22 protein-coding genes are annotated in these 26,409 nt (G+C 46.8%); 12 read left to right on the forward strand and 10 right to left on the reverse strand.

The window, feature by feature from the left end:
- The first annotated feature begins 54 nt into the window (after positions 1 to 54).
- The 10 genes from H6F98_RS26620 to H6F98_RS26660 all read left to right on the forward strand — a co-directional run bounded on the left by H6F98_RS26620 (position 55) and on the right by H6F98_RS26660 (position 10,233).
- Positions 55 to 366, forward strand: coding sequence for a hypothetical protein (locus H6F98_RS26620; RefSeq protein WP_192221717.1), 312 nt, complete (start codon positions 55 to 57; stop codon positions 364 to 366).
- 155 nt (positions 367 to 521) lie between these two features.
- A complete protein-coding gene (locus tag H6F98_RS26625; RefSeq protein WP_192221718.1) occupies positions 522 to 1,409 on the forward strand; it encodes an SDH family Clp fold serine proteinase in 888 nt (295 codons plus the stop codon).
- Between the two features lie 203 nt (positions 1,410 to 1,612).
- Positions 1,613 to 3,070, forward strand: coding sequence for a hypothetical protein (locus H6F98_RS26630; protein ID WP_192221719.1), 1,458 nt, complete (start codon positions 1,613 to 1,615; stop codon positions 3,068 to 3,070).
- The gene (locus tag H6F98_RS34235; protein ID WP_277927615.1) at positions 3,067 to 3,195 is read left to right on the forward strand and encodes a hypothetical protein; all 129 of its coding nucleotides are present in this window, start codon (positions 3,067 to 3,069) and stop codon (positions 3,193 to 3,195) included. Before H6F98_RS26630 ends, H6F98_RS34235 begins: the two co-directional genes overlap by 4 nt.
- Positions 3,196 to 3,313: 118 nt before the next feature.
- Complete coding sequence (gene rimP, locus H6F98_RS26635; protein WP_192221720.1) at positions 3,314 to 3,775, forward strand: ribosome maturation factor RimP; 462 nt, start codon at positions 3,314 to 3,316, stop codon at positions 3,773 to 3,775.
- 140 nt (positions 3,776 to 3,915) lie between these two features.
- On the forward strand, positions 3,916 to 5,202 hold the full coding sequence (nusA, locus tag H6F98_RS26640; protein ID WP_192221721.1) for a transcription termination factor NusA: 1,287 nt from the start codon (positions 3,916 to 3,918) through the stop codon (positions 5,200 to 5,202).
- A gap of 140 nt (positions 5,203 to 5,342) precedes the next feature.
- Positions 5,343 to 5,612, forward strand: coding sequence for a YlxR family protein (locus tag H6F98_RS26645; protein ID WP_192221722.1), 270 nt, complete (start codon positions 5,343 to 5,345; stop codon positions 5,610 to 5,612).
- 424 nt (positions 5,613 to 6,036) lie between these two features.
- The gene (gene infB / locus H6F98_RS26650; protein WP_192221723.1) at positions 6,037 to 9,087 is read left to right on the forward strand and encodes a translation initiation factor IF-2; all 3,051 of its coding nucleotides are present in this window, start codon (positions 6,037 to 6,039) and stop codon (positions 9,085 to 9,087) included.
- Between the two features lie 141 nt (positions 9,088 to 9,228).
- Positions 9,229 to 9,873 (forward strand): low-complexity tail membrane protein, encoded by a 645-nt coding sequence (locus H6F98_RS26655; RefSeq protein WP_192221724.1) that lies wholly within the window; start codon positions 9,229 to 9,231, stop codon positions 9,871 to 9,873.
- 156 nt (positions 9,874 to 10,029) lie between these two features.
- Positions 10,030 to 10,233, forward strand: a complete 204-nt coding sequence (locus tag H6F98_RS26660) for a hypothetical protein (protein ID WP_192221725.1) — start codon at positions 10,030 to 10,032, stop codon at positions 10,231 to 10,233.
- Between the two features lie 24 nt (positions 10,234 to 10,257).
- Here the strand turns inward: H6F98_RS26660 and H6F98_RS26665 are convergent, their stop codons facing one another.
- The 9 genes from H6F98_RS26665 to H6F98_RS26705 form a co-directional block, all read right to left on the reverse strand.
- Complete coding sequence (locus tag H6F98_RS26665; RefSeq protein ID WP_192221726.1) at positions 10,258 to 10,821, reverse strand: alpha/beta hydrolase; 564 nt, start codon at positions 10,819 to 10,821, stop codon at positions 10,258 to 10,260.
- 84 nt (positions 10,822 to 10,905) lie between these two features.
- Positions 10,906 to 11,478, reverse strand: coding sequence for a pentapeptide repeat-containing protein (locus H6F98_RS26670; protein WP_192221727.1), 573 nt, complete (start codon positions 11,476 to 11,478; stop codon positions 10,906 to 10,908).
- A 103-nt stretch (positions 11,479 to 11,581) separates the two neighbouring features.
- Positions 11,582 to 11,998 carry a hypothetical protein gene (locus H6F98_RS26675; protein WP_192221728.1) on the reverse strand — a complete coding sequence of 139 codons (417 nt, stop codon included), beginning with the start codon at positions 11,996 to 11,998 and terminating at the stop codon, positions 11,582 to 11,584.
- A 548-nt stretch (positions 11,999 to 12,546) separates the two neighbouring features.
- Positions 12,547 to 14,490, reverse strand: coding sequence for an iron uptake porin (locus H6F98_RS26680; RefSeq protein ID WP_192221729.1), 1,944 nt, complete (start codon positions 14,488 to 14,490; stop codon positions 12,547 to 12,549).
- A 414-nt stretch (positions 14,491 to 14,904) separates the two neighbouring features.
- Positions 14,905 to 16,779: an iron uptake porin gene (locus H6F98_RS26685; protein ID WP_192221730.1), complete on the reverse strand. Its 1,875-nt coding sequence runs from the start codon at positions 16,777 to 16,779 to the stop codon at positions 14,905 to 14,907.
- A gap of 357 nt (positions 16,780 to 17,136) precedes the next feature.
- Positions 17,137 to 19,374 (reverse strand): PhoX family phosphatase, encoded by a 2,238-nt coding sequence (locus H6F98_RS26690; RefSeq protein ID WP_192221731.1) that lies wholly within the window; start codon positions 19,372 to 19,374, stop codon positions 17,137 to 17,139.
- 313 nt (positions 19,375 to 19,687) lie between these two features.
- The gene (phoU, locus tag H6F98_RS26695) at positions 19,688 to 20,356 is read right to left on the reverse strand and encodes a phosphate signaling complex protein PhoU (protein WP_192221732.1); all 669 of its coding nucleotides are present in this window, start codon (positions 20,354 to 20,356) and stop codon (positions 19,688 to 19,690) included.
- Positions 20,357 to 20,418: 62 nt separating this feature from the next.
- Positions 20,419 to 21,765: a cell wall metabolism sensor histidine kinase WalK gene (locus H6F98_RS26700; RefSeq protein WP_192221733.1), complete on the reverse strand. Its 1,347-nt coding sequence runs from the start codon at positions 21,763 to 21,765 to the stop codon at positions 20,419 to 20,421.
- 385 nt (positions 21,766 to 22,150) lie between these two features.
- On the reverse strand, positions 22,151 to 22,909 hold the full coding sequence (locus tag H6F98_RS26705; RefSeq protein WP_192221734.1) for a winged helix-turn-helix domain-containing protein: 759 nt from the start codon (positions 22,907 to 22,909) through the stop codon (positions 22,151 to 22,153).
- Positions 22,910 to 23,169: 260 nt separating this feature from the next.
- Here H6F98_RS26705 and H6F98_RS26710 point away from each other — a divergent pair, with 260 nt between their 5' ends.
- Complete coding sequence (locus tag H6F98_RS26710; RefSeq protein WP_192221735.1) at positions 23,170 to 23,916, forward strand: creatininase family protein; 747 nt, start codon at positions 23,170 to 23,172, stop codon at positions 23,914 to 23,916.
- Between the two features lie 229 nt (positions 23,917 to 24,145).
- Positions 24,146 to 24,706, forward strand: coding sequence for an MgtC/SapB family protein (locus H6F98_RS26715; RefSeq protein WP_199348908.1), 561 nt, complete (start codon positions 24,146 to 24,148; stop codon positions 24,704 to 24,706).
- A 112-nt stretch (positions 24,707 to 24,818) separates the two neighbouring features.
- Here H6F98_RS26715 and radA read toward each other — a convergent pair whose 3' ends face one another.
- The gene (gene radA / locus H6F98_RS26720) at positions 24,819 to 26,378 is read right to left on the reverse strand and encodes a DNA repair protein RadA (RefSeq protein ID WP_192221736.1); all 1,560 of its coding nucleotides are present in this window, start codon (positions 26,376 to 26,378) and stop codon (positions 24,819 to 24,821) included.
- Between the last annotated feature and the right edge of the window lie 31 nt (positions 26,379 to 26,409).

Genomic DNA, 26,409 nt, shown 5'->3' on the forward strand with positions numbered 1-26,409 from the left:
CGTCCCGGCGCTGGCTCTAGCCTCAACAATTACTCATTGGAGACTGTATTAATCATGACAGCTCAAGCATTAAACTCGCCGCAATACTGGCAAATCCAACTACCGATCGCAGATTTCCTCAAACCCAAATTTCAATTTGGCGATCGCGTCGCAATACATTGGCAAGATGATCTAGGCAATCATTACTGTGACATCGGTGTGATCATTGGGATGGAATATGTTAGCGATCGCGATCAGCCAGCTCAATGGTATTACCGTATTCGCTTCCTGAAATGCGACCATCAGCCCTCGCTCGTTGGGTCTTACGAGCAATACTATGAACCAGAATCTAACTTCGTTGCTGATAATACTGTGAGCGAACATTAAAGCTAAAAACTAGCAAACGGGGAGATTTTTGACGTTCTCCCCGCGTCAAACTCCCCTGCGTCTTTGTCCCGCTTTGCGGTTAACCCCAGAGATAGAGCTTCAAGTTGCCAGAACTTGAAACAATAAAAGTCATTGTGTTTTGGGCATCTTAAGCGATGAATTTTGACTTTTCTAACCTATTCTGGATATTCTTAGCTGTCTTATCCTTTTTGCCAGGGTGGCAAAAACGTCAGATAGAAACCCGACGACTTCAGACTCTGCGCTCATTTGAGCAGCAGCGCCAGAGCCGAGTAATTTTACTAATTCACCGCCAAGAGTCGATTAGCTTGCTTGGCATTCCCCTATCACGCTATATCTCTATTGAAGACTCTGAACAGGTGTTGCGAGCAATTCGCTTGACGCCTCCTGAGACACCTATTGATTTAATTTTGCATACACCAGGCGGTTTAGTGCTGGCGACCGAGCAGATTGCAAGAGCGCTGATTCGTCACCGCGCCAAAGTAAGTGTCTTCGTTCCGCACTATGCGATGAGCGGTGGCACAATGCTAGCAATGGCAGCGGATGAAATTGTGATGGATGCCAACGCCGTCCTTGGGCCTGTCGATCCGCAACTCGGTCAAACGGCAGCAGCGAGTGTCCTCAAGGTGGTTGAACAGAAGCCTATTGAGAAGATTGATGATCAAACCCTGATCATGGCTGACCTTTCTCGCAAAGCCATTCAGCAGGTACAGCAGTTTGTTCGGACACTTCTTAAAGATGATTTCCCCAACCCAAAGATTGCCCCGGAAAACATCGACAAGATTGTGGATTTCCTGACTACGGGGCAAGTCACCCACGATTACCCCATCACGGTTGAGGAGGCAACAGAACTGGGGTTACCTATCACTGTTGGTCTACCACCTGCAATCTACAATCTCATGGAGTTATACCCACAACCCCAAGGAGGACGACCTTCTGTGCAATATATTCCGATGCCGTACCAACCGCGTCCGGCTTTACCAGAGTCAACGGGAAGACCACTTCCAGAGCAATCTAGGCAGTGAACAAGGTAGGAAAACGCTCTTGGCTATGGCTTTTGTGCGGCTCAATTCAAATCAGCAACTCTTTAGGGAGGTTACTATAAACTGAGTTGGCGATAGGCGACGAACGCAGCAGAAACAACATCTTTTTTTACATAAAACCTACAAGGTTTTCCCTCGTCGTCTAAACTGCTATGGCAGGGTAAAACGTTTTCCTCCTTTCAACCATGTCATCCTTGCAAAAACTAACCAAACGCAGAAGTAAAGTCCGCCAAAGCCTGTGGTTTGAACGAATAATGGCGGTTTTGGCGTTGGTGAACTTGCTCTTGGTTTTGTTTGACTTGACCTACATTCCATTACGGGATTTCTGGCTTCAGGGCAAAATCAAGATTCGTGGTTTGACGCTGGAGGTTCCCCTACCTCCAATTACTGAATGGTATGACCAATTTAAGAGTATTGAGCCTTATCGAGATACCCAACAGTATTTGGAAAGGGTGGAGGATTTAGAAACCCAAATTGGTCAGACAGGATTGCGATCGCAACAAGTAGAAGTCATCCTTGCCGATTTGCGCCGTCGTAGCGTTGATATGATTGATGCTAATCCGTTTCAGATTGCTAATAAAACAGGCACTCTGGAAAGAATTAAAAATCGGATGCGTGAGCATGTTCAAAATGAACAGGATTCTTCTAAAGCTGCTTTTAACCAATTCTGGAGCCAACAATACTTAGCAACAAATAGTCCAAAACGAGAGCTAGATTTTTTCAACCGAGAAATTCGACCATTAATCGAAACCAACTACTACCGTCCAATTGGGGAAAATGGCGAATTTGTAGATCGTTTTGCTGTAATTGACTTTCCATTTTTTGTCGTATTTGGTCTAGAATTTCTGGCGCGTACCTGGTTTATTAGCCGTCGTCGCACTGGTGTTAGTTGGCTAGATGCCATGCTGTGGCGTTGGTATGATATCTTTCTGCTGCTACCATTTTGGCGCTGGCTGCGTATCATCCCTGTAACGATTCGATTAAACCAAGCTGAGTTAATCGACCTCGATCGCATCCAGAAGCAAATCAGTCAGGGGTTTGTTGCCAGCATTGCTGAAGACTTAACTGAAGTGGTTGTAGTTCGAGTCATCAACCAAGTTCAAAGCTCAATTCGTGAAGGAGATATCGCTAATTTGCTGTCAAAACGCGAACGTCCCTACATTGACCTCAACAACACGGATGAAGTAGCAGCACTCTCTACCTTAATGATTCAGCTAACGGTTTATCAGGTTCTCCCAAAAATTCGACCTGATATAGAAGCTTTGCTACAACACAACCTTACTAAAATTCTTAGCCAGTTGCCAGCCTACCAGGGACTTCAGAATGTGCCGGGAATGGAACAATTACAAAATCAATTAGCTGAACGATTAGTCAAAGAAATCTCTCAAACTTTATACGATGGTCTTAATAGTGCCATGGAGCCTGACCCTGTTGGGGATCAACTGTTTCAACGTTTGATTAAACACCTCAGTGAAGCGTTAGGCTCAGAAATACAGGCAAAGCATACCTTACAGCAAATTCAATCCTTACTGACGGATTTGCTAGAGGAAGTCAAAATCAATTATGTCGAGCGATTGTCTGAGGAAGACTTAGAGGAAGTCTTGGAACAAACAAGGGCAATTCGGAAAATTGCTCATCATTGACATCCTCCCTCCTGAAAGGTTCGTTCCAAAGCTTGGGCTATCGACCACCCGATAAATCCCACCTGCCATCTGTTGGTGATTTGTCTAACAAGCTTCAGAGCGATCGCCTCACAATGCTGAGCTGATTGCGCTAAACTCGAACATAGCAACGGACGGAACTCTATTCGTCGCTAGGCTTCTTGGAAAGAATTTTACCTGGAAGTGGGTTAGACCCACTTTTTTTTGTTTTGTTGGAGTACTTCCATGACTCATCCCCTGATTCCACAACTAATCGATTTAGCAACACCAGTAGCTGAAGATCTGGGATTGGAGGTTGTCGGGGCTGTCTTTTACACCAACAGACGCCCACCTGTGCTGCGTGTTGATATTCGCAACGCTACCGGAGATACCGGATTGGATGACTGTGAACGGATGAGTCGGGCATTGGAAGAAAGATTAGATGCAACGGATATTATTCCAGACACCTATGTTTTGGAAATCTCTAGTCCCGGCATCTCGCGCCAGCTAAGCACAGATCGAGAGTTCATCTCGTTCAAAGGGTATGCCGTCATTGTCAAAACATCTGAACCTTTCGAGGGTCAAAAAGTGTGGCGAGGGCAGTTAATTCGTCGAGATGACACAGAGGTTTACATAAGCCAAAAAGGGCGTGCGATCGCAATTCCCCGCCAGTTGGTAACCCACGTACAGCTGGACGATAAAGTTTAAGCCGCGATTGGCACTCTTGCTAGTTATCTAGCTCAAAAGAGATGAGAAGTTGGCAGTGCAAGTAGCGTCAGCTCAAACCTTGCTTTCAACCTGTAGACAAGCCTTTAAGTTCATAAATTCATCATTACGGAGACTTGCTTATGTCGATAGTTGCTTTACCCGGACTGAAAAAGATGATCGAAGAAATCAGTCAAACCCACAACCTTCCCAAGTCGGCGGTTCAACAAGCGCTACGAGAAGCGCTTCTCAAAGGATATGAGCGTTATCGCCGCGCTCAACGCCTTGACCGATTTCATTTTGAAGAAGACTATTTCGATAATTTTGAAGTCGATCTTGATGTTGAAGAAGAAGGCTTCCGAGTCCTATCGACAAAAACTATTGTTGAAGAAGTCGGGAATACCGATCATCACATTTCCCTCAAAGAAGTCCAGGAAGTGGCTTCTGAAGCACAACTGGGCGATTCAGTCGTTTTAGATGTCACACCCGATCAAGGCGAATTTGGTCGGATGGCAGCAATTCAGACCAAGCAGGTACTATCGCAAAAACTCCGAGACCAACAGCGTAAGCTGGTACAGGAAGAATTTGAAGAGTTAGAAGGTACTGTTCTCCAAGCGAGAGCCTTACGCTTTGAACGGCAATCCGTAATCATGGCGCTCAGTAGTGGCTTTGGTCACCCGGAAGTCGAGGCGGAACTACCCAAGCGGGAACAGCTACCTAACGACAACTACCGTATCAACACCACATTCAAAGTTTTTCTCAAAAAAGTTCGCGAAGGTCCGCACCGTGGTCCTCAGCTAGTCGTTTCTAGAGCTTCAGCTGGTTTGGTCGTTTATCTATTTGCGAACGAAGTCCCAGAAATTGAAGATGAAGTGGTTCGGATTGTTGCCGTAGCAAGGGAGGCAAATCCGCCCTCACGTCATGTTGGTCCCCGGACTAAAATTGCAGTAGATACCTTAGAGCGTGATGTAGACCCGGTGGGTGCTTGTATTGGTGCTAGAGGGTCACGCATTCAAGTAGTAGTCAATGAATTACGAGGCGAAAAAATTGACGTAATTCGTTGGTCACCTGACCCATCTACCTATATTTCCAATGCTCTGAGTCCTGCGCGAGTCGAGCAGGTGCTACTAGTGAATCCAGAGGGACGTCAGGCTCATATTTTAGTACCAGAAGACCAATTGAGTTTGGCAATTGGCAAAGAAGGGCAGAATGTTCGCCTTGCTGCCCGCCTCACCGGCTGGAAAATTGACATTAAAGATGTGGCTAAGTACGACCAGGAAGCCGAACAGCGTAAAATCCAGGCGGCGATGCAAGCAGCAGCTGACGTTGAAGAGGAACAAGAGGATGATTATGAGGATGAAGTGGTAGATACTCTGAATTTGGCGGATTCTGAGGCTCAAGCCGAAACAACCAGCCAAGAAGAAGAATAGGAGACTAAACGTTGGACATGAAGGATACAAAGAAAACAGTCTTTTCTCCCTGCCTCTCGTGTGTAGCAGTAATAAACTGAAATTAGATAATCGCTATCCCATTTGTTCTTCTTGTAGATGTTTACACCTGTCGCTGATCGATGGAACCAAACTACCGCCGTTGTCTAAGCTGTCGCAAAGTTGCTCATAAAGAGACATTCTGGCGTATTGTCCGAGTCTATCCATCACGGCAGGTACAATTAGATGAAGGGATGGGTCGTTCGGCATACCTTTGCCCTCAAACAAGTTGTCTAGCAGCAGCTCAGAAGAAAAACCGATTAGGGCGATCGCTTCGGGCTTCAATCCCAGACAATCTGTACAAAACATTGGAGCAGCGCTTAGCCGCAGTAGCCAATACCAGAAGCACCTAAAGGGGAAAGAAAATCTATAAAACAGGAAAATTTAACCTTTCGGTGAACCCAAGCAATCGCTAGGATAGAAGAGAGCGGCTAGTTAGTTGTAAATAGTTTTTTCCTTGGAGGTGCGTTTTCACCCTAAAGCCAGCAAGCTAACCTGAAAAGCAATACTGAAACTCATGGACGCAAAAATCGTCCCAGGTTTTTAAAGATTTGTGCAAGATTAGAAAAGAAGGGTATGCTCCGAGTGAAGACTAACTAACTGGCTTACTGTCATACAGGCTCCTCTCCAGGATAAATTGATTGTTGGTTATTTATTTAGAAGCACATTCATCACGGTTCAAAGTTCACTCTCTTAGGCACAAAACAAATGAGCAAACGGTCATTCGAGCGTTTAGTTATGGTGTAACAACTGCAAGGTACGACGGGGAAATACTGGATGAACAACGGTAAAGTCAGAATTTACGAATTATCACGGGAATTAAACTTGGACAATAAGGACATTTTGAGCATTTGCGAAGGGCTTAATATCTCTGTCAAAAGTCACAGTAGCACGATTACAGAAACGGAGGCAGAACGCATTCGTGCCGCCTCAGAAAAATATTCAGACCGCCCAACAGCGGTCAAAACTCGCGAACATACGGCATCCACAGAAGGCAGCTCTGGAGCGCCACCGACTAAATTGATTGGACGCCCTAACGCTCAGCGCAAGCAGCAAATCCTAGAAATTCGTCAGTATAAATCTCGTCCTAGTTCTAGTCAACAGGCAGGTCCTCAAATGGCGACGCCTCCTCAACCCCCCGTTAGACCCCCGGTTCCCCAACCGCGTCAACCCAATATCAATCGACCAACCCGTGTTGGTCAACAGGATACCAAGCCTGAACCACAAGCTGAGCCAACACCGCCAGTTGAGCAGGAGATTACTCAGGAGAATTTAAACATCCCTGTGGTCGAAGAAAGACCATCACCGACTCAAGCACAGCTTGTCGAACCACCGATCAGACCATCACGACCGAAACCACAGATAAATCAGGCTGAGCGACCTGTTCTGAAACGCGATCGCAAAGAGGTTCCAAGCTCAGAATCAAGTGGCACTCCAGCTCCAGTAAAGGCAGGTAGTGCCAATCAGCCATCAACAACCACGGATGCCCCACCTCCTGCCCGTCGTGCTCCGGTCAAACCTGCGGTTCCTGAACTCAACCGACCCCAGAAATTCCCAACTCGGCCTGTGCGTGACGGACAAAGCCCTGATGTAGCAGCAACAGCTGGTAGAACGGGTCGTCGAGGTGCAGATGATTCTGCTGATGGGGAAGATGGCATCCTGGAAACACCAGAAATGCTGGATCTGAAGTTGAGACGGCCCTCGGCTCCACCACGACTGGTTAAGAAGAAAGAGTGGGAAGAAGAAAACGGAGAAGAAGAAGGTAAAGACAAAGCTGGAAAAGCTGGCGGAAAACTCAAACGTCGAGCTGATCTATTTCTGGATGATGACGAAGACTTTGAAACTGAGCTGAGTGGAATTGATGTCCCAGTTGCAGTTAGTCTTTCTGTGGCTCGTCCTCCCAAACCGAAAGCGCTTGCAGGGCAGACGCCTACAGCGCCGCCGAATGTCACCCAGAGGAAAAAACCGACAGCAAAAGGTAGCGGTAGCAGCAGGGCAGAGAGTCGTGAACGACGCCGTGATAAGAAGACTACTCCCGAACGGATAGAAAAAATCGTCTTGAGTGGTTCTTTGACCGTCAGAGAGCTAGCTGCGACTATGGGCATTGCTGAAACTGACATTATCAGGAAGCTGTTCGCTCAAGGATTAGCGGTTAGTATCACTCAAACTCTAGATATTCCAACTGCCCAGAAGGTAGCAGAGGAACTGGATGTAGAAGTTGAGATAGCAGAAGAAACAGCCGCTGCGACTAAAGTTACAGAAATGGTGGATGCTAATGACCTGGAAAACCTCCAGCGGCGTCCGCCAGTGGTCACAATTATGGGTCACGTTGACCACGGGAAAACAACTCTACTTGATGCCATCCGTGAAACGAAAGTGGCACAAGGTGAAGCAGGTGGGATTACTCAACACATTGGTGCTTACCATGTCGATGTAGAGCATGAAGGCGAAATCCAGCAAGTTGTCTTCCTCGACACTCCCGGTCACGAAGCCTTTACCGCTATGCGGGCACGGGGAACGCGGGTTACTGATATTGCTGTTCTTGTCGTTGCGGCTGATGATGGGGTTCGACCTCAGACCATTGAAGCAATTAGCCACGCTAAAGCGGCTGAAGTGCCAATTGTTGTTGCGATTAACAAAATCGATAAACAGGGCGCACAACCCGACCGCGTGAAGCAAGAGTTGACCGATCAAGGTCTGCAACCAGAAGAGTGGGGTGGCGACACGATTATGGTGCCTGTTAGCGCCATTCAAGGAGAAAATCTGGATACGCTCCTAGAGATGATTCTGTTGGTGGCAGATATTGAAGAACTCTCTGCCAACCCAGAGCGACTCGCTAGAGGTACAGTTATTGAAGCCAACCTGGATAAAGCCAGAGGTCCAATTGCTTCACTCCTGGTACAAAATGGCACCCTGCGGGTTGGTGATAGCCTTGTAGCTGGCTCGGTCTTTGGTAAGGTGCGGGCAATGATCGATGACCGGGGCAAGCGAGTTGACGCAGCAGGTCCATCCTTTGCGGTAGAGCTTCTCGGCTTGAGTGATGTTCCAGAGGCTGGAGATGAATTTGAAGTCTTCGCCAGCGAAAAAGAAGCTCGTGCGATCGCGAACACCAGAACTGATGAACAACGACAGTCTCGTCTACAACAGGTAATGGCATCCCGCCGAGTCACCCTCAATAGCCTCTCTGCTCAGGCTCAAGAAGGTGAACTCAAAGAACTCAACTTGATTTTGAAGGCAGATGTTCAAGGTTCCGTAGAAGCGATTCTTGGTGCTCTTAGACAGTTGCCACAAAATGAAGTCCAAGTCCGAGTCTTGTTGACGGCGGCTGGTGAAATCACAGAGACGGATGTTGACTTAGCTGCGGCTAGTGGAGCCGTGATTATTGGATTCAATACCGCACTCACTCCTAGTGCTCGCCAATCGGCTGACCAAGAGGGTGTTGATGTGCGCGAATACAACATCATCTACAAGCTCTTGGATGAGATTCAAGGCGCGATGGAAGGTCTCTTGGAACCAGAACAGGTCGAAGAAGCCTTGGGTCAAGTCGAAGTTCGAGCCGTCTTCCCCGTTGGGCGTGGTGCGGTTGCTGGTTGCTACGTGCTTACAGGCAAAGCGATTCGCAACTGCAATATCCGAGTACGCCGTGGTAGCAAAGTAGTCTACGAAGGCGTTCTGGATTCCCTCAAGCGGATGAAGGAAGATGTCAAGGAAGTCAATGCTGGCTTTGAATGCGGCATCCGAGTCGATAAGTTCAATGACTGGGTTGAAGGCGACATCATCGAAACCTTCAAGATGGTGACGAAGCGACGCACTTTGTCAGCCAATTAGTCAGTTGTTAGTTGTTAGCTACAGGGACGCAAAGAGTTGCGTCTCTGTAGCAGCAACAAAAGACAACACGCTACAGAGAAAAGTAGCAGGCGTAGATAATACAAAAAAAGCTATAACGGACTACGAACAAGGGACAAACCTATGCGCTCCTTCTGGACTGAACCTTTTTTGTGGATTCATCTTGCTGGTATCGCTGCCTTACCCCTGACGTTAGAACTGGTTTGGCTGGGATTGGCAGTCGGTGACCCGATACTCCCTGTCTGGTTAGAGCTAGTGTTGGTGATTGCCATTGGGACTGTGCCTGTGCTTTGGATGCAATTGACCCGTCCCTTCGACATTTTCAGTATTTTGGTGTTGGCAGTAAAGCCAGAGCAACTCACAACACGGCAGCTACGCCTCTTAAGCTTGTTCAAAACAAAGACGAATCAGGTAGTTGCTGTTGGTGCCGCTTTCTTTATGGTCTGGGTACTGTGGACGATTTACCGTGATGCGCCTGTGGCGGCAGCCGTTGCTCCCTTTGGTTCTGGATGGCGTATTGCTGGGCTGTTATGGGCAGGAGTTGCCTTTCTCATCAGTAATTTGTTCTTGCAAGTCCCCTTGAGTGTTGCACAAGTTCTCCTGACGAGTGAGTCGGAGTTTGGTGCCACTGAACCCTATCGGGTTGAAAAAGTGCCGCAGGACTTTACCCTACCAGGTGTCCGGGTCAATCAAATTTTGCCTTTTTCGATCAGTGAGTCAGCGACTTCAACGACACCATCTCCAACGTTGTCTTCTGAGCAAAAATGATGATTTTCTCAGGTTTGAAGTGTCGAAAAACTACTTAAGCGAGAGTTTGCTCTCTAGATGTTGTTGAGGGCACAGTATAAAGTCAGTAGCTGAGTTACTTTACAAGTAAGCAGTGCTATTCAAATAGTTTCCCACCAACTTTTTAAGGTATGTGTTATGGCAATTTCAGCTACTTCTGAATCTAGTCAATTTTCCCAAGATAGCCAAATCTGGGATAATCTCAAACAAGCGATCGCATCCAGTTCAGGATTCCAGCGCTGGCAACTGGAACATCCAGTGGGTGAATCCCTTCAAGATTACAGCCTCGATAGTCGGGTGCGTCGGTATCTCCGCGAAACCCTAGAGACTCTTGCTTACTAGCAGGTACACCTCGAACGCATTAGTTCATAGTCCAATTCTTGGGAGTCCAGGGAGACTTGGCAGACGCCCAAGCACTCGTGTGATTTTCTGAGCTACCTCAGCAAGGCGATCGCCTTCTACATGCACTTCTGACGTTGGATAGTTTTCTAACGTTTCAATTAGCGTGACTTGACCGTCAGGAAGCGCAGAACTGATAAGGGCAGCACGTAAAGACTCTCGGCTAGCTCGATTTGTGGGCGTATGAATCACCTGACTGACTTGGTCAAGCATCGTTTCGCCAACAGGATTGTTCAACATCCGAGACAGAATCACTCCATTAACTTTGACCTCTTGAGTCAGAAGACTCCGCAGTTGCTCTGGCTCTCGTCCAGCTAGCTTGAGATAAACTCGTAGCTTGGTTGAAAGCTCACCGGTTTCGGCAAAAGTGGAGAGTTCAGGAACCGATATCGTCTCTCGGAGAAAACTATACTTCAGTACTACCGAGTCAGCCGCCTCTGCACGAGCGGTATAGGAAAGTATACCAATAAACGCGACCAAACTTAAGATAAAGCGGCGCGAAAGTAGTGTATAGCGAGACATCTTTGTCATTTAATTAATCTCACCGTCTAGGGTGCTGAGGGACAAGTATAATTACGTTTCCTTATTGATGAATGTTCCTCAGTTCTTATCAGCCTAGGGATGGAAACTACTATCAGGCATAAACACACCCGTTAAATTGGCATTCTCTAGAAGCGTATTTTCCAAGTCAGCCTGTCGTAAGTCAGCCCCCGTCAAATCTGCTGAGTTCAGGTTCGCATTCCTTAAATCAGCGGCTCGGAAATCAGCTTGTCTTAAGTTGGCAGCGCTGAGATTAGCCCTCGGTAGCTTTGCCAAACTTAATCCTGCACCCGCAAGGTTAGCCCCCGTGAGATTTGCTCTAATAAGACTTGCAACACTGAGATTTGAGCCAGCCAAGTTTGCCTCTGATAAATTAGCATTAATCAAACTCGCCCCTGCAAGATTTGCCCCAGTGAGATTAGCACGCCTTAAATCAGCACGGAGGAGATTTGCTCCGGTGAGATTTGCTTCTCTCAAGTCAGTATTACTCAGAAGTGCATCTGGTAATTGGGCACTACTAAGATCACATCCCACACAACTACCAGTTTGGCGCAATTGCTCTAAATGCTCTGGATTCCAAGCTTTGGCTGGCGATTGTAGCCAGAGAGGAACGAGGAGGATGGCAGTGCTGACGATTTTACAATTCATGGCAGCAATGACAATAAGCTTATAAGCCTGAAGCCGACAACAAAACAGGCTTAACTTAGATTATCAATTAAACCCAATACCTAGCGGCACATAACCATTGAGCTTAATCACTAGCCTGTAAAATCTTTTCAATCAGGAGGCGATCGCCAGGTGAGTTTTCAATCATCAACCTTGCCTTTGCCTGCTCAGTAACCTGTAGCCGATGGTTCAGTTCAACCTGAAAATCTATACCTAGCACAAATCCCTGTTTTTGAAGCTTTGTAGATGCCAACTGGATTGCCACAGCAGCGATATCAAGTTCAGGCTCTAAATAATGAGAATTACGCAAGATCCAACGGCAAGCGTCAGTATCAGTCTCTGCCAGTTCATACAGCGCGGCTGTTAAGACTTCCTCAACACATTTCGGGTTCGGCAAAACCGTGAGAAAGTCTTTAAGAGAGATTAGCAGTACCGGATTTTGCGATTTGAAAACATCGATCGCTAATTCAATATGTGGCTCACGGGTGTTAGGTAAACACATGCTCACTGTTTCTTCCTTATGCCAAGGAAACTCTTGACAGACAATACAACCAGTTTTGAAGTTTAAACCGATACGTGATGTGGACTACAAGTATGATTAACCTTCGCGAGTGAGCGGCGCTACCTTCGAGGATGGCGAGAGCGAGTCGCGGCAACAAAGTGCTTTGACTATTGCCCTTGAAAAGCGAAAGCTAAACCCATAAACTGCGGTTTAACTGCTAATTTGTCTGGCTTACCTTGAAGTTAATGGATCAATGTGAAGAATTTGTGAAGTATAAAGCTGTTAATATACTGCGAAATTGCTCAAAAACTCTCTAATCTGCTTCTTATCTAAAGAAAACAAAGCTATACATCCATCATTAGGCTGGCAAACCTTTTCACATTTTATTCAGACTTACTAAAAAACCACTGATGAATACTTGAGCGACACCGGACTAAGGGCATCAACTGGTACACATCAGCGGTTTCAAGCTGAGAAAAGCAGCAACGAGAAGCGTCTTTTGGGCAAGTTAAGGGATGTTCAATCCCCACCTTTGCTCTCTAAATCGTCTAGAAGGTAAAGACAGTCTGGAGCGTCCCCACATAGATGTCTTCGTTGGCATCATTATGTTCGGGGTTAAGAAGGACAAAAGCACCAGGAATAATTGCAATGTTGTCATTGAGTTGGTATCTGTAGTACGCCTCTATGTGGTAAGAGGTATCAAAGTCACGACGACCCGTGAGGTTGTTAGTCCGATTGCGGGGTGGCATTCCAAAGATAAAGCCTAACTGGTTCCCTTCACCACCGAAATCGTTGAAGGCTAGAGTGGCTGCATAGTTCCACACATCTACTCTTCCAGCGCCACGATTGAGTTCATCGATCGCGTTGCTATAACCTACCCAACCCCCAATATTAATAGCACCAAGCTGGAAGTTTGCGGCTATTTGATAGGCATTAACTGAGGTTCTGGAGCTAAGGAAATCAGGCAAGTCAGGGTCGAAAACGTTGGGGTCTCCGTCAGCGTTAGTAGAAAAAGGATTACCGCCAAAGGGAGCATTGGCATAACGACTACCATCGCCTCCTCCAGGGCTGACATCGTAACCATGGACATAGGTACCAGAGATTTGCAGAAACTCACTTGCCTGGAAGGTTATCTGACCGAGGGCGGCGTAAGAACCAGCAAATAAGCCACTACCCTCACTTGGATCTGCCGCCTCATTTGCAATATAGGCAGCATCAATACGGAATGGACCATCACCACCAAAGGTGAGTCCTGCACCTGCACCAGAAGCCAGCTTGTAGATTGGCTGTAGTGAGCCAAAGTCTGAGGGTGCGCTTGGTGTTCCAATCACAGCAAGAGCAATGTCATCAAGGTCAAGCCCTGTGGTTCCTAACCAGAACGTGAAAGCATCGGTTAGCGTACCTCGGTAGCTCAACTCATCTAGAATTACGTCGTTGTCACCCCCTTGAGTATAAAACTCGGTCATGACAGTACCCGTTCGCTCAGTTAGTGGTTGGATGTTCCGAGCCTGCAAACGGGTACGTAAACGGTCTCGTCCAGTAAAACTCGTATCAAAATTCAGACGCACTCTGTCAGCGAAAGTTGTATTGACATCTAAGTCCTCAGTAGAAGGAGCAAAGCCCGAAGGAACAGCTACTTCATCTCCAAAGGCATCGGAAAGTAAAAAGACAACTTCCGCATTAAGCTTGGTAGTAGTGGAGAACTGATGGTCTTCCAAGAACGCCACACGTCCTTCTAGGTCATCTACCCGTGTTCCCAACGTCGCCAGTTCCACTTCAAACTCTTGTACCAGCCGTTGCAGCGTTTCTAGGTCTTCACGAGTAACAAAACCCTCAACCGAAGCCGCAATCAAGCGCTCTACTTGCTGTAAACAAGCATTCAAACCAGCGGCAAATTCGTAACGAGTTGTTGCTCGATTGCCTCGGAAGGTGCCATCGGGATAACCCGCGATACAACCATAGCGTTCGACTAGAGAGCGCAGGGCTTCATAAGCCCAGTCTCCGGGTGAGACATCGCTCAGTTGCGAAACGTTGGTGACTTGATCGAGGGATTGACTACCCTGGTTGGTATACTGGTTGATTTGTTCTAAAACTTCACTGGTTGAGCCTGGGGTTGTAGCTTCAGCCGATGGGGTTGATTGCGCTAATGTCGTGTCTGCGGGATTGGCAATTGGGCTTATCTCAGAACCCATTGGTTGAGAAACAGACAGTTGTTCGACAGGAGTCTGGCTAGCTTCAGGCAATGTATTTGCAGCAAGATTTAAGGGAGTACTCGCGCCTGAAGGTACTGCCTGAGAGACAGAGATAGAGGATTCAACAGGAGACTCGTTAGTGACAGTAGCTATGTCGGGAGTCGTAACTGCTGTTTTTGTTTGCTCAGAGGTGCTTTGAGTTGCAGGAGCTTGTGCCGCGTAGGCACCGCTAGCAACGAGTAGAGATAGACCAAGAAGAGCTGGGCTTACTTTGAGAGCGTTACCAAGCAGTTTTAACATCGTTTAATAATCCTCACACCTGAATCGATAATTCTAGTGGAATGATTCCGAGAAGACATAAAGCTTATCGGCTAAGGATTCCAAAGGAATTTCAGTATCATACCCTACATCAAAATTCAGTAAAGTTTTCACTTTGACAAAATTGCTACTCAATTTATGTTGAGCTAGCAAGAGTTGAGGGAGCGATCGCCTTTTCTTCAATACTCTGGGATAATATGCGATCGCTCTACGACAACACGGTAACTAATTTGTCAAATGCAACGACTTTACTTCAGGTGCGAGATTTCTCTGTTCGTTTGATGGTTGTTTAAGTTGCCTACCTCAACCACTAAGCCGATAGAACGACAATAGTTAAAGAAAATGCCTCCACTTATTTGAAGGCATTCCTAACCACTAGTTTCAGACAACGATTGACTAGAACGTGAACGTTGTTCGGATTGTCCCAACAAAGATATCTTCGTTCTCTTCATCATGCCCTGGCGCGGTCAACCAGATAACACCTGGAGTGATGGCAATATTGTCTGACACTTTTAGCTTGTAGAAGCCTTCAACGTGCAAACCCGTATCATCATCTCGCCGGGTTCCTAGAATACTTCCTACAGTTGAACTAGCACCCGTCAACTTAGGTTCCATACCCACTACGAAACCGAGTGTACTTCCTTCTGTACCTAAATCATTGATAGCAAGGGTTGCGCCATAATTCCAGACATCAGCATTACCCGTTTCAAGGACAATGACATCGGTGTAGCCAGCCCAGCCACTCAAGACAAGTTGAGGACTGAAAGCAAAGGAGGCTTCAACACCGTAGGAGTTAGCGACTAGTGGGCGATTCACATCAACCTGAGACGCGAGACTACCTGTGCCATGACGCAGGTTGTCATTGTCGTAGGAGTGAATGTAGGTAGCAGCGATACGAAAGAACTCAGCTGGTTGAAATGTTACCTGAGCAATAGCGCTGTAGTTACCATTAAATACGCCAGCGCCTTCGCTCGGATCTTCAGCTTCACCACTCAGATAGCCCAAATCTACTCGTAAGAGACTGCTTGGAGCAAATGTAATTCCAGCTCCAGCATTCTGGTCGCCAACGCGGTAAATGGGGTTACGTTGCCCAAAGCGGGAGATAGAACCACTACCACTAGAGTCTAGCGGGTTAACAGTAGTTGCCAAATCATCTAGACCAGCACCATTTGCATATATCTGGACTACGGCCGGTCCAACAGGGAAGCGATAGCCCAATATGTCGAGTTGGATATCGTTGCCTTCATTACCCTCAAATCCCAATCGACCTTCTCTTGTAAGTCCATTACTAGTGAGAGCCTCAAACGTTGCGACGTTCCTTGCCTGTAGACGGGTACGCAAGCGGTCTTTCCCTGTGAAGCTGGTGTCAAAGTTCAAGCGCACTCGGTCTTGGAAGACGGTGTTGTCATCAAAATCAAGACCTACGCTAGCGTCATCATCACCGTCGCCGTCAGTGTCTACATCAACTTCATCACCACCAAACAGATCGCTAATGGCGAAGATAACTTCCCCATTGAGCTTAGTAGTAGTAGAGAACTGATGGTCTTCCAAGAACGCCACACGTCCTTCCAAGTCATCCACCCGCGTTCCCAACGTCGCCAGTTCCACTTCAAACTCTTGTACCAGCCGTTGCAGCGTTTCTAGGTCTTCACGAGTAACAAAACCCTCAACTGAAGCCGCAATTAAGCGCTCTACTTGCTGTAAACAGGCATTCAAACCAGCGGCAAATTCATAGCGAGTGGTTGCCCGGTTGCCTCGGAAGGTGCCATCGGGATAACCCGCGATACAACCATAGCGTTCGACTAGAGAGCGCAGGGCTTCATAAGCCCAGTCTCCGGGTGAGACATCGCTTAGCTGCGTGACGTTGGTGACTTGATCGAGGGATTCACCACCTGGGTTGTTATATTGGTTGATTTGTTCTAAAACTTCGGAAGTATCGCTTGCTGGAACCTGTTGAGCCAAAAGATTGTTAGTTGGGTTCAAGCTGGAGCTAGTCTCTGTCGCTGTCAGTGGGGAAGTGGTTTCCTCAGTTGTTGCGGTTTGGCTAGTCGTCGTTGTTACCTGATCACTATTGGAAAGAGCAACTGTAGACTGAGGCAACTGAGTTAAGGCTTCAGCTATCGGTTCTACAGTTACTACCACTTGGCTATTGTTGATCGCTGCGGCTTGGGAGGGAACACTTCCTTGCGCCTGAGTGCTGCTGACAAACAGTAAGGAAGCACCTAGCAGAGCGGGACTCAGTTTTAAAGCATTCCAGAACATTGTTGACATGATGTTTGATAATCCTCACACCGATGGACTATGTAAAAACAGGGAACTTGATCTAATCAGCAACAGTGTTCTCGATTTCACTAAACGCTATCGAAAGCACTACTGTTAACTTTTATCACCTTTCTGTAGCTAGATTTACGACTTTGAGAAAAATTTAAACTTGTCAGAAGGAGAATAGACCTGTTGCAGCAGTCAATTCTTATGACATTGCAGTAGTACTTATCTCCTAGAGCTTTGGTACTTATGCAAGAGACTTCATGAACTGCTGTATAAACTCTCAATATGAGAGTTCCTTTTTCCCAATCACTTCGGTAACCCATTCTACCCCTGGAATATCGGTTACTTAAGTAAAAGTTGTTAGCTCAGTTGAGCTGTGGAAATTGGCTTAGCATCTAACCGCCGAATCGCAACAACAGCAGGTTTTGGTGGTGCGTTAACGGTTTTGTCAGGCCAGTTGGAACCAATTGGGACTTGACGAGTTTGAATAAACTCTTGTCCATCTGTGGTTCTCATGGAGTACTCACGAGTTTCTGCCTTGTTATCCAGGCGAATCCCATTGACTTCTCCTGGATGTTGCACTGCGAGGAATAAGGTTTGCTCATCACTCGTGAAGAATGGTCCCGTTGTTTCACAATCCATTGGTCCCATAGCAAAGAGATACGCTTTGCCAGCATCTGACCCAGATGTAGGGATAAACCACATGGAGTTGTTACCAAATAAGCCCCGTAAGTCAGACTGGCTAGTGGGTTTCCCTTCCTTGTCAAGTCTGCCTTTAGGAACGGCTTTGTTGTGTTTGTCGCTAGACATATCCGTTACCATCCAGACGTTACCGCTCTTGTCGAGTAGGAGGTTGTCAGGATTAGCAAAACCCAATCCTCCATCGGCAGGTTCTCCACCTAAAGACAGCATCTTCCAACGGAATGTCATGGCAGCAGGATCATTACCATCTTCAATTAGGTGGGTAATCCAGCCATACTCATAAGGTGTCTCTCCTTTTGGCCCTTGGAAGATGCGGTTATCTGGGCCACCATCACTACCGGAAGAACCGGAGGTGAAGGTAATGTATAAAGAACCATCTGGAGCAACATCTGTGTCTTCTGGACGAGCTGTCGCGGTTGCCCCAGCCGCATTAGCGGCAAAGTGGGCATCAATCAGGATTGCGCCTTGCTTTTCCTGAGCATTGCCAGTGTAGAGGTCGCCCAAGGTTTTGAACTGCTGCTTGAAGGCTGTCATGTCTTCGTCTTTCTCGACTTTAACAATGCCGCCTTCGGGACGCTTGGGTAGGGGAATCATGCCACCTGCTACCACACTCGGCATATCTGGATTGACAGGTGTACTGGGGTTTAGGGCAATCCAGCTACCTGTGCCATCGGGGTTAAATTTGGCAGCGTAGAGTATACCCTGTGACAGAAGCTTAGAATTCGCTTTGTCTTTAGGGTTGCGAACACTATCATTGCTGACAAATTTATACAAGTGACCACCACGGCGATCGTCTCCTGAGTAGAAGGCAAGTTTCTTACCCGCTTCGGCACGAACCCCAACCGCTTCGTGGCGGTAACGCCCCAACCAACTGTGCTTGGTGCCGTAGTCACTAGGATTAGCAGGGTCAACTTCAACAATCCAGCCGTATTTGTTGCCTGCTAGCCCGATGACGTTACCTTGACCACCGACTTCTTCTTTGTCAATGATAAAGGTGCGTTCTTCCGGGCTAAACGATGTACCGTCTGGATAGACAGGTTCCGGTACTTGCACTTGGAAGTTTTCTTCTGCTGATAGGACGGTTCCCCAAGGGGTGGTGCCACCTGCACAGTTGCCAAAGCTCCCAATAATGCGATCGCCAATTGTATCGACATAGCCTTGACCCTGCTTTTTGCGAAATACTGCTATCGCAGGCCCCGTTGATTTGAGATACCGCCCATCATCTAAACCGGAAGCCCCGGTAATTCGGCGGTCTAGTTTAGAATTTGTCCGCACCCATTGTCCGTTGGAATCTTTACGAATTGAGATAACGGACAATCCTTGGTCAATCAAGGCTTCTTTGGAAATTTCTCGGATTTTTGCCTTGAGGGGGTCATTGTCTGGTAAAGCATAGGCATTAATGCCGTCCTTAGCCGCAGCGTCGAGCGGTTCTTTGAGGTCGGCAAAAGGTAGAGATTTTCCGATTACCTTGTCAAATGTCTGAGTCCAAGTGACAGAACTGATGTACTCATGGTTAACCGTCAACAATCCCTCCTCGTTGCCCGTTTCGACAAAGGAAAGGTAGTCATTGTTATACCCGAAGCGGGAATCGCCTACCTTGTCACCCCAAGCTGCAATGACATCATAGGTAAAGCCCTCAGGCAGCATCAAGTCATCTACTACTTCATAGGTGCTGTAATCTTGTGTTTGTTTAGTCAATTCCATGCCTTCAGTTGGCAAAGGCATTGGACTTTTTAATGGTTTAAAACTGAGACTACTTCCTGCTGGACTAGAAGCCGAAACCGAGTTGCTAAACGGCATTGAGAACTTTTTCTCAGAAGAGGGCAAAGAACCCAGCGCAACGGTACCAGCACTAGCTCCCAGAAATAGTAGGAAGTCTCGACGTTTGAGAGCCATGTTTAGTCTTATTTGCTATAGGATCGGCTTCACTAGGTTAGAAAAACCCTAGAACTTTTGTACTGATACTACGGCTTTGAGTTTAGGGATTAGTAATTGTTAGGTAATCATAAGGTTAAGCTGCCATCTAGCTTAGGGTTTAAATGTTAAAGGGTTTTAAAAAGTTAATATTTACTAGGCGGCAGTGGCATTTAAGTTGTTTTAGGCAATCGTTTCTTTGTTAACTGTTTACTGTTGACTGGCAACCATCAACCCAAAAGATTCAAGATGAAACTTAAAATGCACATCAGCTTAAGAATGTTTCAGCTTATAGCTAAGAGCGGTGACCCGTAACGATATAGGTCACTCGTTGACCAATATTAGTCGCATGGTCTGCCATCCGCTCTATATGGCGAATCGCCAACACCAATAATAGAATTGGCTCAACAACTCCTTTAATATCCCGTTGATAGGCAAGGATTTCGTAAAGCGTATCGTAAGCCGTGTCTACTTGATCATCCAGTACTTTCACCGCCTGCCCAGCCGTTGCATCTAAATCTGCTAGTGCCTCTAAACTGGCTGCAAGCATTGCCTGGGCATGATGGGCCATCACCTCAATCTGTGGCATACAAGCATGAGGCGGGTAAGGAATAAGTTTAACGGCAATCTCGGCTAAATCTTCAGCGTAATCTCCAATTCGCTCCAAATCTCGCACTAACTGCATAAAAGCACTAAGGCAGCGCAAGTCCTGGGCTACAGGCGCTTGCAGCGTCATCAGTGTGGCACACTCCAACTCTATGTGGCGATAGTAGCGATCAATTTTCTTATCAAGTAAGGGAATTGTTCTAGCTGCCTCTATGTTCTGGGAAAACATCGCTTGGTGACTCAGGCGAAAGGAATTTTCTACCAAAGCTCCCATTCGCAATACATCTTGCTCTAAGCGCCTAAGGGATCGTTCAAAATGGGTACGCTCAGAATTACTGTTTGAAGAAGATACGCTCACCTCAAATGCCTTAACTTTAGTGAGAACAAGAACAACTATAGTAATAGCAAAACAACATTAAATTACAGTGAAGCTTTGCCCTGAGGTAGTTTAATTTGCAACCATGCCCCTCCTGTTTTTGGATGATTTGTCGCTTTGATGCTGCCACCGTGAGCTTGGATAATTTGCTGTACGATCGCAAGCCCTAAGCCACTCCCCTTGGTTACGCTTGACCTCTCTGGATGCTCAGAAGTTGCTTGTTCCTTATGACGCGAGGCATCTCCGCGATAGAGGCGCTCGAATACATGAGGCATGTCTGTTTCTGAGAAGCCAGTCCCTGAGTCAATGATATCGATTTGTATAAAAGAAGATCGATCATCTAGTGTGGGTGTAGCAAGATTGCTCGTTGTCAGAGTATTGATGTCTTCTGCTAGCCGAGTTACCTCAACTTGAATCACTTGCTGAGGGTGGCTATGTTTAATAGCGTTATCGAATAAATTGAGAAAGACTTGGGTAAGGCGTGCTTGATCGGCTCTAATCCAAATTGTATCCAGTCCCTTGTAGGTAAGTGTGAGCTGATGGGTCTGTGCCAACAGTTCAAAGGTTTGCCAAGCTGAGTGAATTAAAGCCCGCAGTTCTACAGGTTGATAGCTGAGACTTTTGCTGGGATTTTTTTCCAGATTGCTCAGTTCTAGCCAGTCTTGTACGAGGTTAATCAACCTATTCGTTTCGTGCAGCAGTTTTTCCACCCAGCGACTTGCGGGAGGTTCTAGACGACCTTGCAACGCTTCTGCAACCAAGCGAATTGAGGTGAGAGGGGTTCTAAGTTCGTGAGCTAAGTCGGAAAACCACTGGTTGCGAGATTGGGAAAGTTCAACTAGTGGTTGACGATTTTCTAGAAATACACCAATTTCTCCTTCAGGGAGAGGCCAACTAGAGGCTCGCAATGTTAATGCTTGCACATCACCCATTGCTGAACCATCCAAGCAGGATGGGTGAAATACCCACTCTCGGATGTTTGGTTGTTGCTGGTAACGAGTTTTTTCAATAAGCTGATCGAGTTCATAGGAACGTACCAGTTCCAGCAATAAACGTAGTTGTCCAGGTTCCCAGCGGTCAATCTGCAACAACTGACGGGCTTGTTCGTTACACCAAACCAGTTGGTTCTCTTCATCGACTTGCAAATAGCCTAACGGTGCTATCTGAAGCAACCACTGCTTGATTTGCAGTTCTGCCTCTAGCATTTCCCGCTGTTGATTGGCTATGGCTATCTCTCGCCGCAAGCGAGAAACTACAGGCAAGGCAGGACTAGTTGCATCTCGCTGCAATGTTCCCAACATTTGCCCTAATTGCCTTTGGAGTCGGTGCTTTTGCCAAAACCAAACCCCAATACCCAGAGCCAAACCGAGTAAAAATGCTAGAAGGGTCATTCATTCTCGCACTCAGAAGATTTATCAGTTGTTCCTTCAAAAGAACTTTGCCTGTTAAAGGAAAGACTGTTAGTTAAAAGTTTAAACGCTTTAACTTCCTGGCTTTCGCCTTCGCTTGTATGAACCTTCTCAAAAATTGTAGGACAACTGAGGCTTAAGGTTACACAAAAATAGCGCCTTAAGCCTCATCCAAGGGTGTGAATGACGAGATGTTCTACCTTGAAAGGAGTTCAGGAGGCAATTCCGTTGGGGATTCTAACCTACTGGCTCTCAATGTGTTAGGTCGTAGGTTGTGGCGCACAAATTAGATTAAAAATTAGAGTTTTGGGTTCCTTGTGCATTGCCATTAAACCTACCACCTAATCCCTAAAACCTGCCTCCTTGTTTACCCAAAGCGGTAGCCAAAACCGCGAACTGTAATCAGGTAGTCTGGCTGACTAGGGTCTCGCTCTAATTTTTCTCGCAACCAACGAATGTGAACATCAACTGTTTTCGTATCTCCCAGAAAATCGGCTCCCCAGACTTGATCAATCAACTGATCACGCGACCAAACGCGGCGAGGATGACTCATAAATAGCTCTAAAAGCCGGAATTCCTTGGGCGAAAAATTAACTTCTTCCCCACGCACAGTTACACGGCACTCTTGGGGATAGAGAATAATATCCCGTAGTTGCAACACAGGTGTAGGTGTTGGGGGCAAGCAACTAAAGCGTTGACGACGCAAAAGCGCACGGCAACGAGCAACTAACTCCCGCATACTGAAAGGCTTGGTGAGGTAGTCATCTGCACCAACTTCTAGCCCCAGAACTCGGTCTGTTTCACTGGCTTTGGCACTGAGAATCAATATGGGGACAGGATTCCCGCGATATCGTAGCAGACGACACAGATCTAAACCGTTGATCTGAGGCAACATTAAGTCAAGGATGAGTAAGTTAAAAGGGAACTCCCCGTCGTTAGGTTCGGCATCTTGAAGAAGTGATAAGGCTGTTCGCCCATCTATGGCAGTAACCACTTCATAACCTTCTTCTTCTAGAGCCAAGACAAGCATTTCCCGAATTAAATCTTCGTCTTCCACAACCAGGATGCGATTGGCTTGCGCTAATTCTGGGCTGGACGGACTCGGCGGGAGGTCGAGAGACAGCATAAAAAATTTTAAGAGAGGAGTTTTGCAGTTCTAAGCCAAGGTATACACGAAAATTATTCCCTTGGATGGAGAAAGATCAAGAAGGCTTAAGCAGGACACACCCTACTACAGCTTTGCACAAGTCTGTACCAAGCAACATTTGAAGAACTAATATCAGCCGACTAGCAGTAGATGAGGTTCTCCCTGGTGATCAATATAAACTTGTGCAACCTTAGTACTTACCTCCAAAGCATACACATATCGACAAGGGACTAATGATAATGCTGCTACATTTAAGTACCTGGACAGAAGTTGAATCTTACCTGAAGCAATCCCAAGGAATTATTCTGCCGATTGGTTCAACAGAGCAACATGGACCTACAGGATTGATTGGTACCGATGCTATTTGTGCAGAAGCGATCGCAAAGGGAGTAGGTGAGGCAGCGAGTGCCGTTGTCGGTCCAACAATCAATGTTGGAATGGCACTGCATCACACCGGGTTCCCTGGCTCGATTAGCTTGAAACCAAGTACCTTGATTCAGCTAATCCAAGACTATATTACTAGCTTAACGAGATCAGGATTCACGAAGTTTTTCTTTATCAATGGTCATGGGGGTAATATCGCTACTCTCAAAGCAGCGTTTTCCGAAAGTTACGCTCACCTCAGTGATTTGAATATTCCTAATGCTGATCGCGTACAATGCCGCCTTGGTAACTGGTTCATGTGCGGTTCTGTTTATAAACTAGCGAAAGAGCTGTATGGGAATCAAGAAGGTTCCCACGCGACACCAAGTGAAGTTGCTCTTACTCAATACGTCTATCCTGATGCAATTAAGCAAGCACCTTTATCACCAGACGTTGCCTCTGGACACCCGATTTATGGAGCAGCAGACTTTCGGCGACGGTATCCTGATGGGCGAATGGGTTCTAATCCAGCGCTAGCTACTCCTGAACATGGAAAGCAATTTTACGAGTTGGCAGTGAAGGACTTGAGTAATTCCTATTTGGAGTTTTTGAATGCGGAATGAACCGTAGATAACTAAGCCTGTTTCTTCCCTAAAACCAAGGTTTATCGCTGTCTAGTCGGCTCGTTGAATCTACGATAAACGGCTCAAGTTACTGTGATTAATTTCAGGTTAATCTTTAGATAATCTGAGGTTAAATTCTTGGAATAGCTAGCAACCCGCTCTAAGGCTACCCTACCCTGTTTCTAACTGACTGATTGACAAATTGGTATGTTCTACAGGGAGTGCAGTAATGAGTTCGATGTTTTTTAGCCCCAGTGATTGGCAAAGTATGACCTTCAGGCTTACTTTGGCACTACTGGTTGGTTGCACGCTTGGTATCAACCGTCAGCGGACGGGGAGACCCGCTGGCATGAGAACGTTTATGATTGTGAGCTTAGGGGCTGCTCTATTCGTGATGCTTCCCTTACAGACTGAGATTGGTGATACTGTCTCATCTGCCTCTGCAAATGATGCTGAGGTTATGGCTCGTTCCACAGCTCTTAATGCGATGGCTCGAATTGCTCAAGGCGTTGCAACAGGTGTTGGCTTCCTAGGAGCTGGAATGATTCTGCAAGAATCTCGTCAGGGACTTGGTAGGGTAGAAGTGAAAGGGCTAACTTCTGCCGCAACAATTTGGTTGGCTGGTGGCTTGGGAGCAGCCGCAGGCTGTGGTTTATGGCAAATGAGTCTGATTGGCACCCTGATGGCGCTAGTCGTTCTCAGTGGTGTGAAAAGACTTAAGAAGTCTTCTTTGATTCGTCTTGATAACGATAAGCAAGAGGAAATAGACGAGTCAGATTCTTGGAACTAGTGCAGCACGGCGGAAATAACTATCCAGTTAAAAAAGGTTGAAAAGCTTACTGTGCAACCTTTCTTCCCTTCTGCCCTCTGCCTCCTATCTTCTGCCTTCTTGCACTAGTCATTCAGTTTTCCATCATCTCGTCATCATCATCGTCATCACCAAAGTTCTGGCGCAGTCCTCCAGGCAAGGCGGCAATAATTGCATCTAACACTCTTGCGACGGGTATTACTTCTAAACCGACATCCGGTAAGGCTTGTCCTTTGGGAATGATTGCTCGTTTAAAGCCCAATTTAGCGGCTTCTTTAAGGCGGAGTTCCATTTGAGAGACGAGTCGCACTTGTCCACCCAAGCCAACTTCGCCAATCATAACTGTGCGGGGGTCAACAGTGCGATCGCGAAAACTGGCAACAACCGCGATCGCAATTCCCAAATCAGCCGCTGGTTCCTCAACCCCCAAACCCCCAGCCGAGGCGACATAGGCATCCAATTTTGACAAAGGAATCCCAACTCGTTTTTCCAGTACAGCAAGAATCTGCTGCAAGCGATTGTAATCAACACCAGTAGCGGCGCGACGGGGTGAACCATAACTCGCCGGACTCACCAATGCTTGTAACTCCACAACAATTGGGCGAGTTCCCTCACAAGCGACAACCGTGGCAGTACCAGGACTCATTTCATCCCGACTGCCCAAAAACAGCTCAGAAGGATTTAACACCTCCTGCAAGCCGTTGTCTACCATTTCAAAAATGCCAATTTCGTGCGTTGCTCCAAAGCGGTTTTTTACGGAACGCAGCAAGCGATGAGAGGCAAAGCGATCGCCTTCAAAATACAGTACCGTATCGACTAAGTGTTCCAAAACTCTTGGGCCTGCGATCGCACCTTCCTTGGTAACGTGTCCAACAATCAGCAGTGTGATATTCTCCCGTTTGGCTACCTGCATCAGCGCCGAAGTACATTCCCGTACCTGTGCCACAGAACCAGGCGCAGACGTTAATGCCGCAAAATACAGCGTTTGGATACTATCAATCACCGCCACCTGAGGTTTCAATGACTCCAACTCTCGGAGAACTTCTTCTAAATCCGTTTCTGGCAGTACATAGAGATTTGGATCGGTTGGAGTGCCATTACCATCATCTTGAGCTGCTGATGCTGATTCTGAAGACTTAGCACGCTTTTTAGAGCTACCATTAGAAGTCGTCTCCTCAACAGGCAGACTCCCAACACCTAGGCGAGAGGCTCGTAGCTTCACCTGTTGTCCTGACTCTTCTGCACAGACATAAAGGATGCGGTGTCTCTGAGACAGTTGATTTGCGACTTGCAGCAACAGCGTTGACTTCCCAATTCCTGGATCACCGCCAATCAACACCAAAGAGCCAGGGACGATACCCCCACCTAGTACCCGATCCAGTTCAGTGTAGCCTGAGGCAAAGCGCATTTGGACGTTGTTGGAAATTTCTGAGAACTTGATGGAAGATCTCGGTTGAGCTGGGCCTTTACTAGCAGACTTATTGTTGGAACGAGTATTGGATTGCCATCCCCCTCGGCTGATGTTAAGGGAATTTGGCGCGACAATCTCTTCTTCCAACGAGTTATAAGTGCCGCAATTTGAACATTTACCAAACCATTGAGAGGACTCGGTTCCACATGCACTACATACATATACAGATTTAGACTTCGGCATCCTGAGTTAAACGTGTAAAAAACTATTAAAA

The sequence above is a fragment of the Microcoleus sp. FACHB-SPT15 genome (assembly GCF_014849525.1).
Classification (GTDB): Bacteria; Cyanobacteriota; Cyanobacteriia; order Cyanobacteriales; family Coleofasciculaceae; genus Symplocastrum; species Symplocastrum torsivum.

Coding starts and splice junctions, on each gene's coding strand:
- H6F98_RS26620 (WP_192221717.1), top strand. CDS start 55: ATGACAGCTCAAGCATTAAACTCGCCGCAATACTGGCAAATCCAACTA.
- H6F98_RS26625 (WP_192221718.1), top strand. CDS start 522: ATGAATTTTGACTTTTCTAACCTATTCTGGATATTCTTAGCTGTCTTA.
- H6F98_RS26630 (WP_192221719.1), top strand. CDS start 1,613: ATGTCATCCTTGCAAAAACTAACCAAACGCAGAAGTAAAGTCCGCCAA.
- rimP (WP_192221720.1), top strand. CDS start 3,314: ATGACTCATCCCCTGATTCCACAACTAATCGATTTAGCAACACCAGTA.
- nusA (WP_192221721.1), top strand. CDS start 3,916: ATGTCGATAGTTGCTTTACCCGGACTGAAAAAGATGATCGAAGAAATC.
- H6F98_RS26645 (WP_192221722.1), top strand. CDS start 5,343: ATGGAACCAAACTACCGCCGTTGTCTAAGCTGTCGCAAAGTTGCTCAT.
- infB (WP_192221723.1), top strand. CDS start 6,037: ATGAACAACGGTAAAGTCAGAATTTACGAATTATCACGGGAATTAAAC.
- H6F98_RS26655 (WP_192221724.1), top strand. CDS start 9,229: ATGCGCTCCTTCTGGACTGAACCTTTTTTGTGGATTCATCTTGCTGGT.
- H6F98_RS26660 (WP_192221725.1), top strand. CDS start 10,030: ATGGCAATTTCAGCTACTTCTGAATCTAGTCAATTTTCCCAAGATAGC.
- H6F98_RS26665 (WP_192221726.1), bottom strand. CDS start 10,821: ATGACAAAGATGTCTCGCTATACACTACTTTCGCGCCGCTTTATCTTA.
- H6F98_RS26670 (WP_192221727.1), bottom strand. CDS start 11,478: ATGAATTGTAAAATCGTCAGCACTGCCATCCTCCTCGTTCCTCTCTGG.
- H6F98_RS26675 (WP_192221728.1), bottom strand. CDS start 11,998: ATGTGTTTACCTAACACCCGTGAGCCACATATTGAATTAGCGATCGAT.
- H6F98_RS26680 (WP_192221729.1), bottom strand. CDS start 14,490: ATGTTAAAACTGCTTGGTAACGCTCTCAAAGTAAGCCCAGCTCTTCTT.
- H6F98_RS26685 (WP_192221730.1), bottom strand. CDS start 16,779: ATGTCAACAATGTTCTGGAATGCTTTAAAACTGAGTCCCGCTCTGCTA.
- H6F98_RS26690 (WP_192221731.1), bottom strand. CDS start 19,374: ATGGCTCTCAAACGTCGAGACTTCCTACTATTTCTGGGAGCTAGTGCT.
- H6F98_RS26700 (WP_192221733.1), bottom strand. CDS start 21,765: ATGACCCTTCTAGCATTTTTACTCGGTTTGGCTCTGGGTATTGGGGTT.
- H6F98_RS26705 (WP_192221734.1), bottom strand. CDS start 22,909: ATGCTGTCTCTCGACCTCCCGCCGAGTCCGTCCAGCCCAGAATTAGCG.
- H6F98_RS26710 (WP_192221735.1), top strand. CDS start 23,170: ATGCTGCTACATTTAAGTACCTGGACAGAAGTTGAATCTTACCTGAAG.
- H6F98_RS26715 (WP_199348908.1), top strand. CDS start 24,146: ATGAGTTCGATGTTTTTTAGCCCCAGTGATTGGCAAAGTATGACCTTC.
- radA (WP_192221736.1), bottom strand. CDS start 26,378: ATGCCGAAGTCTAAATCTGTATATGTATGTAGTGCATGTGGAACCGAG.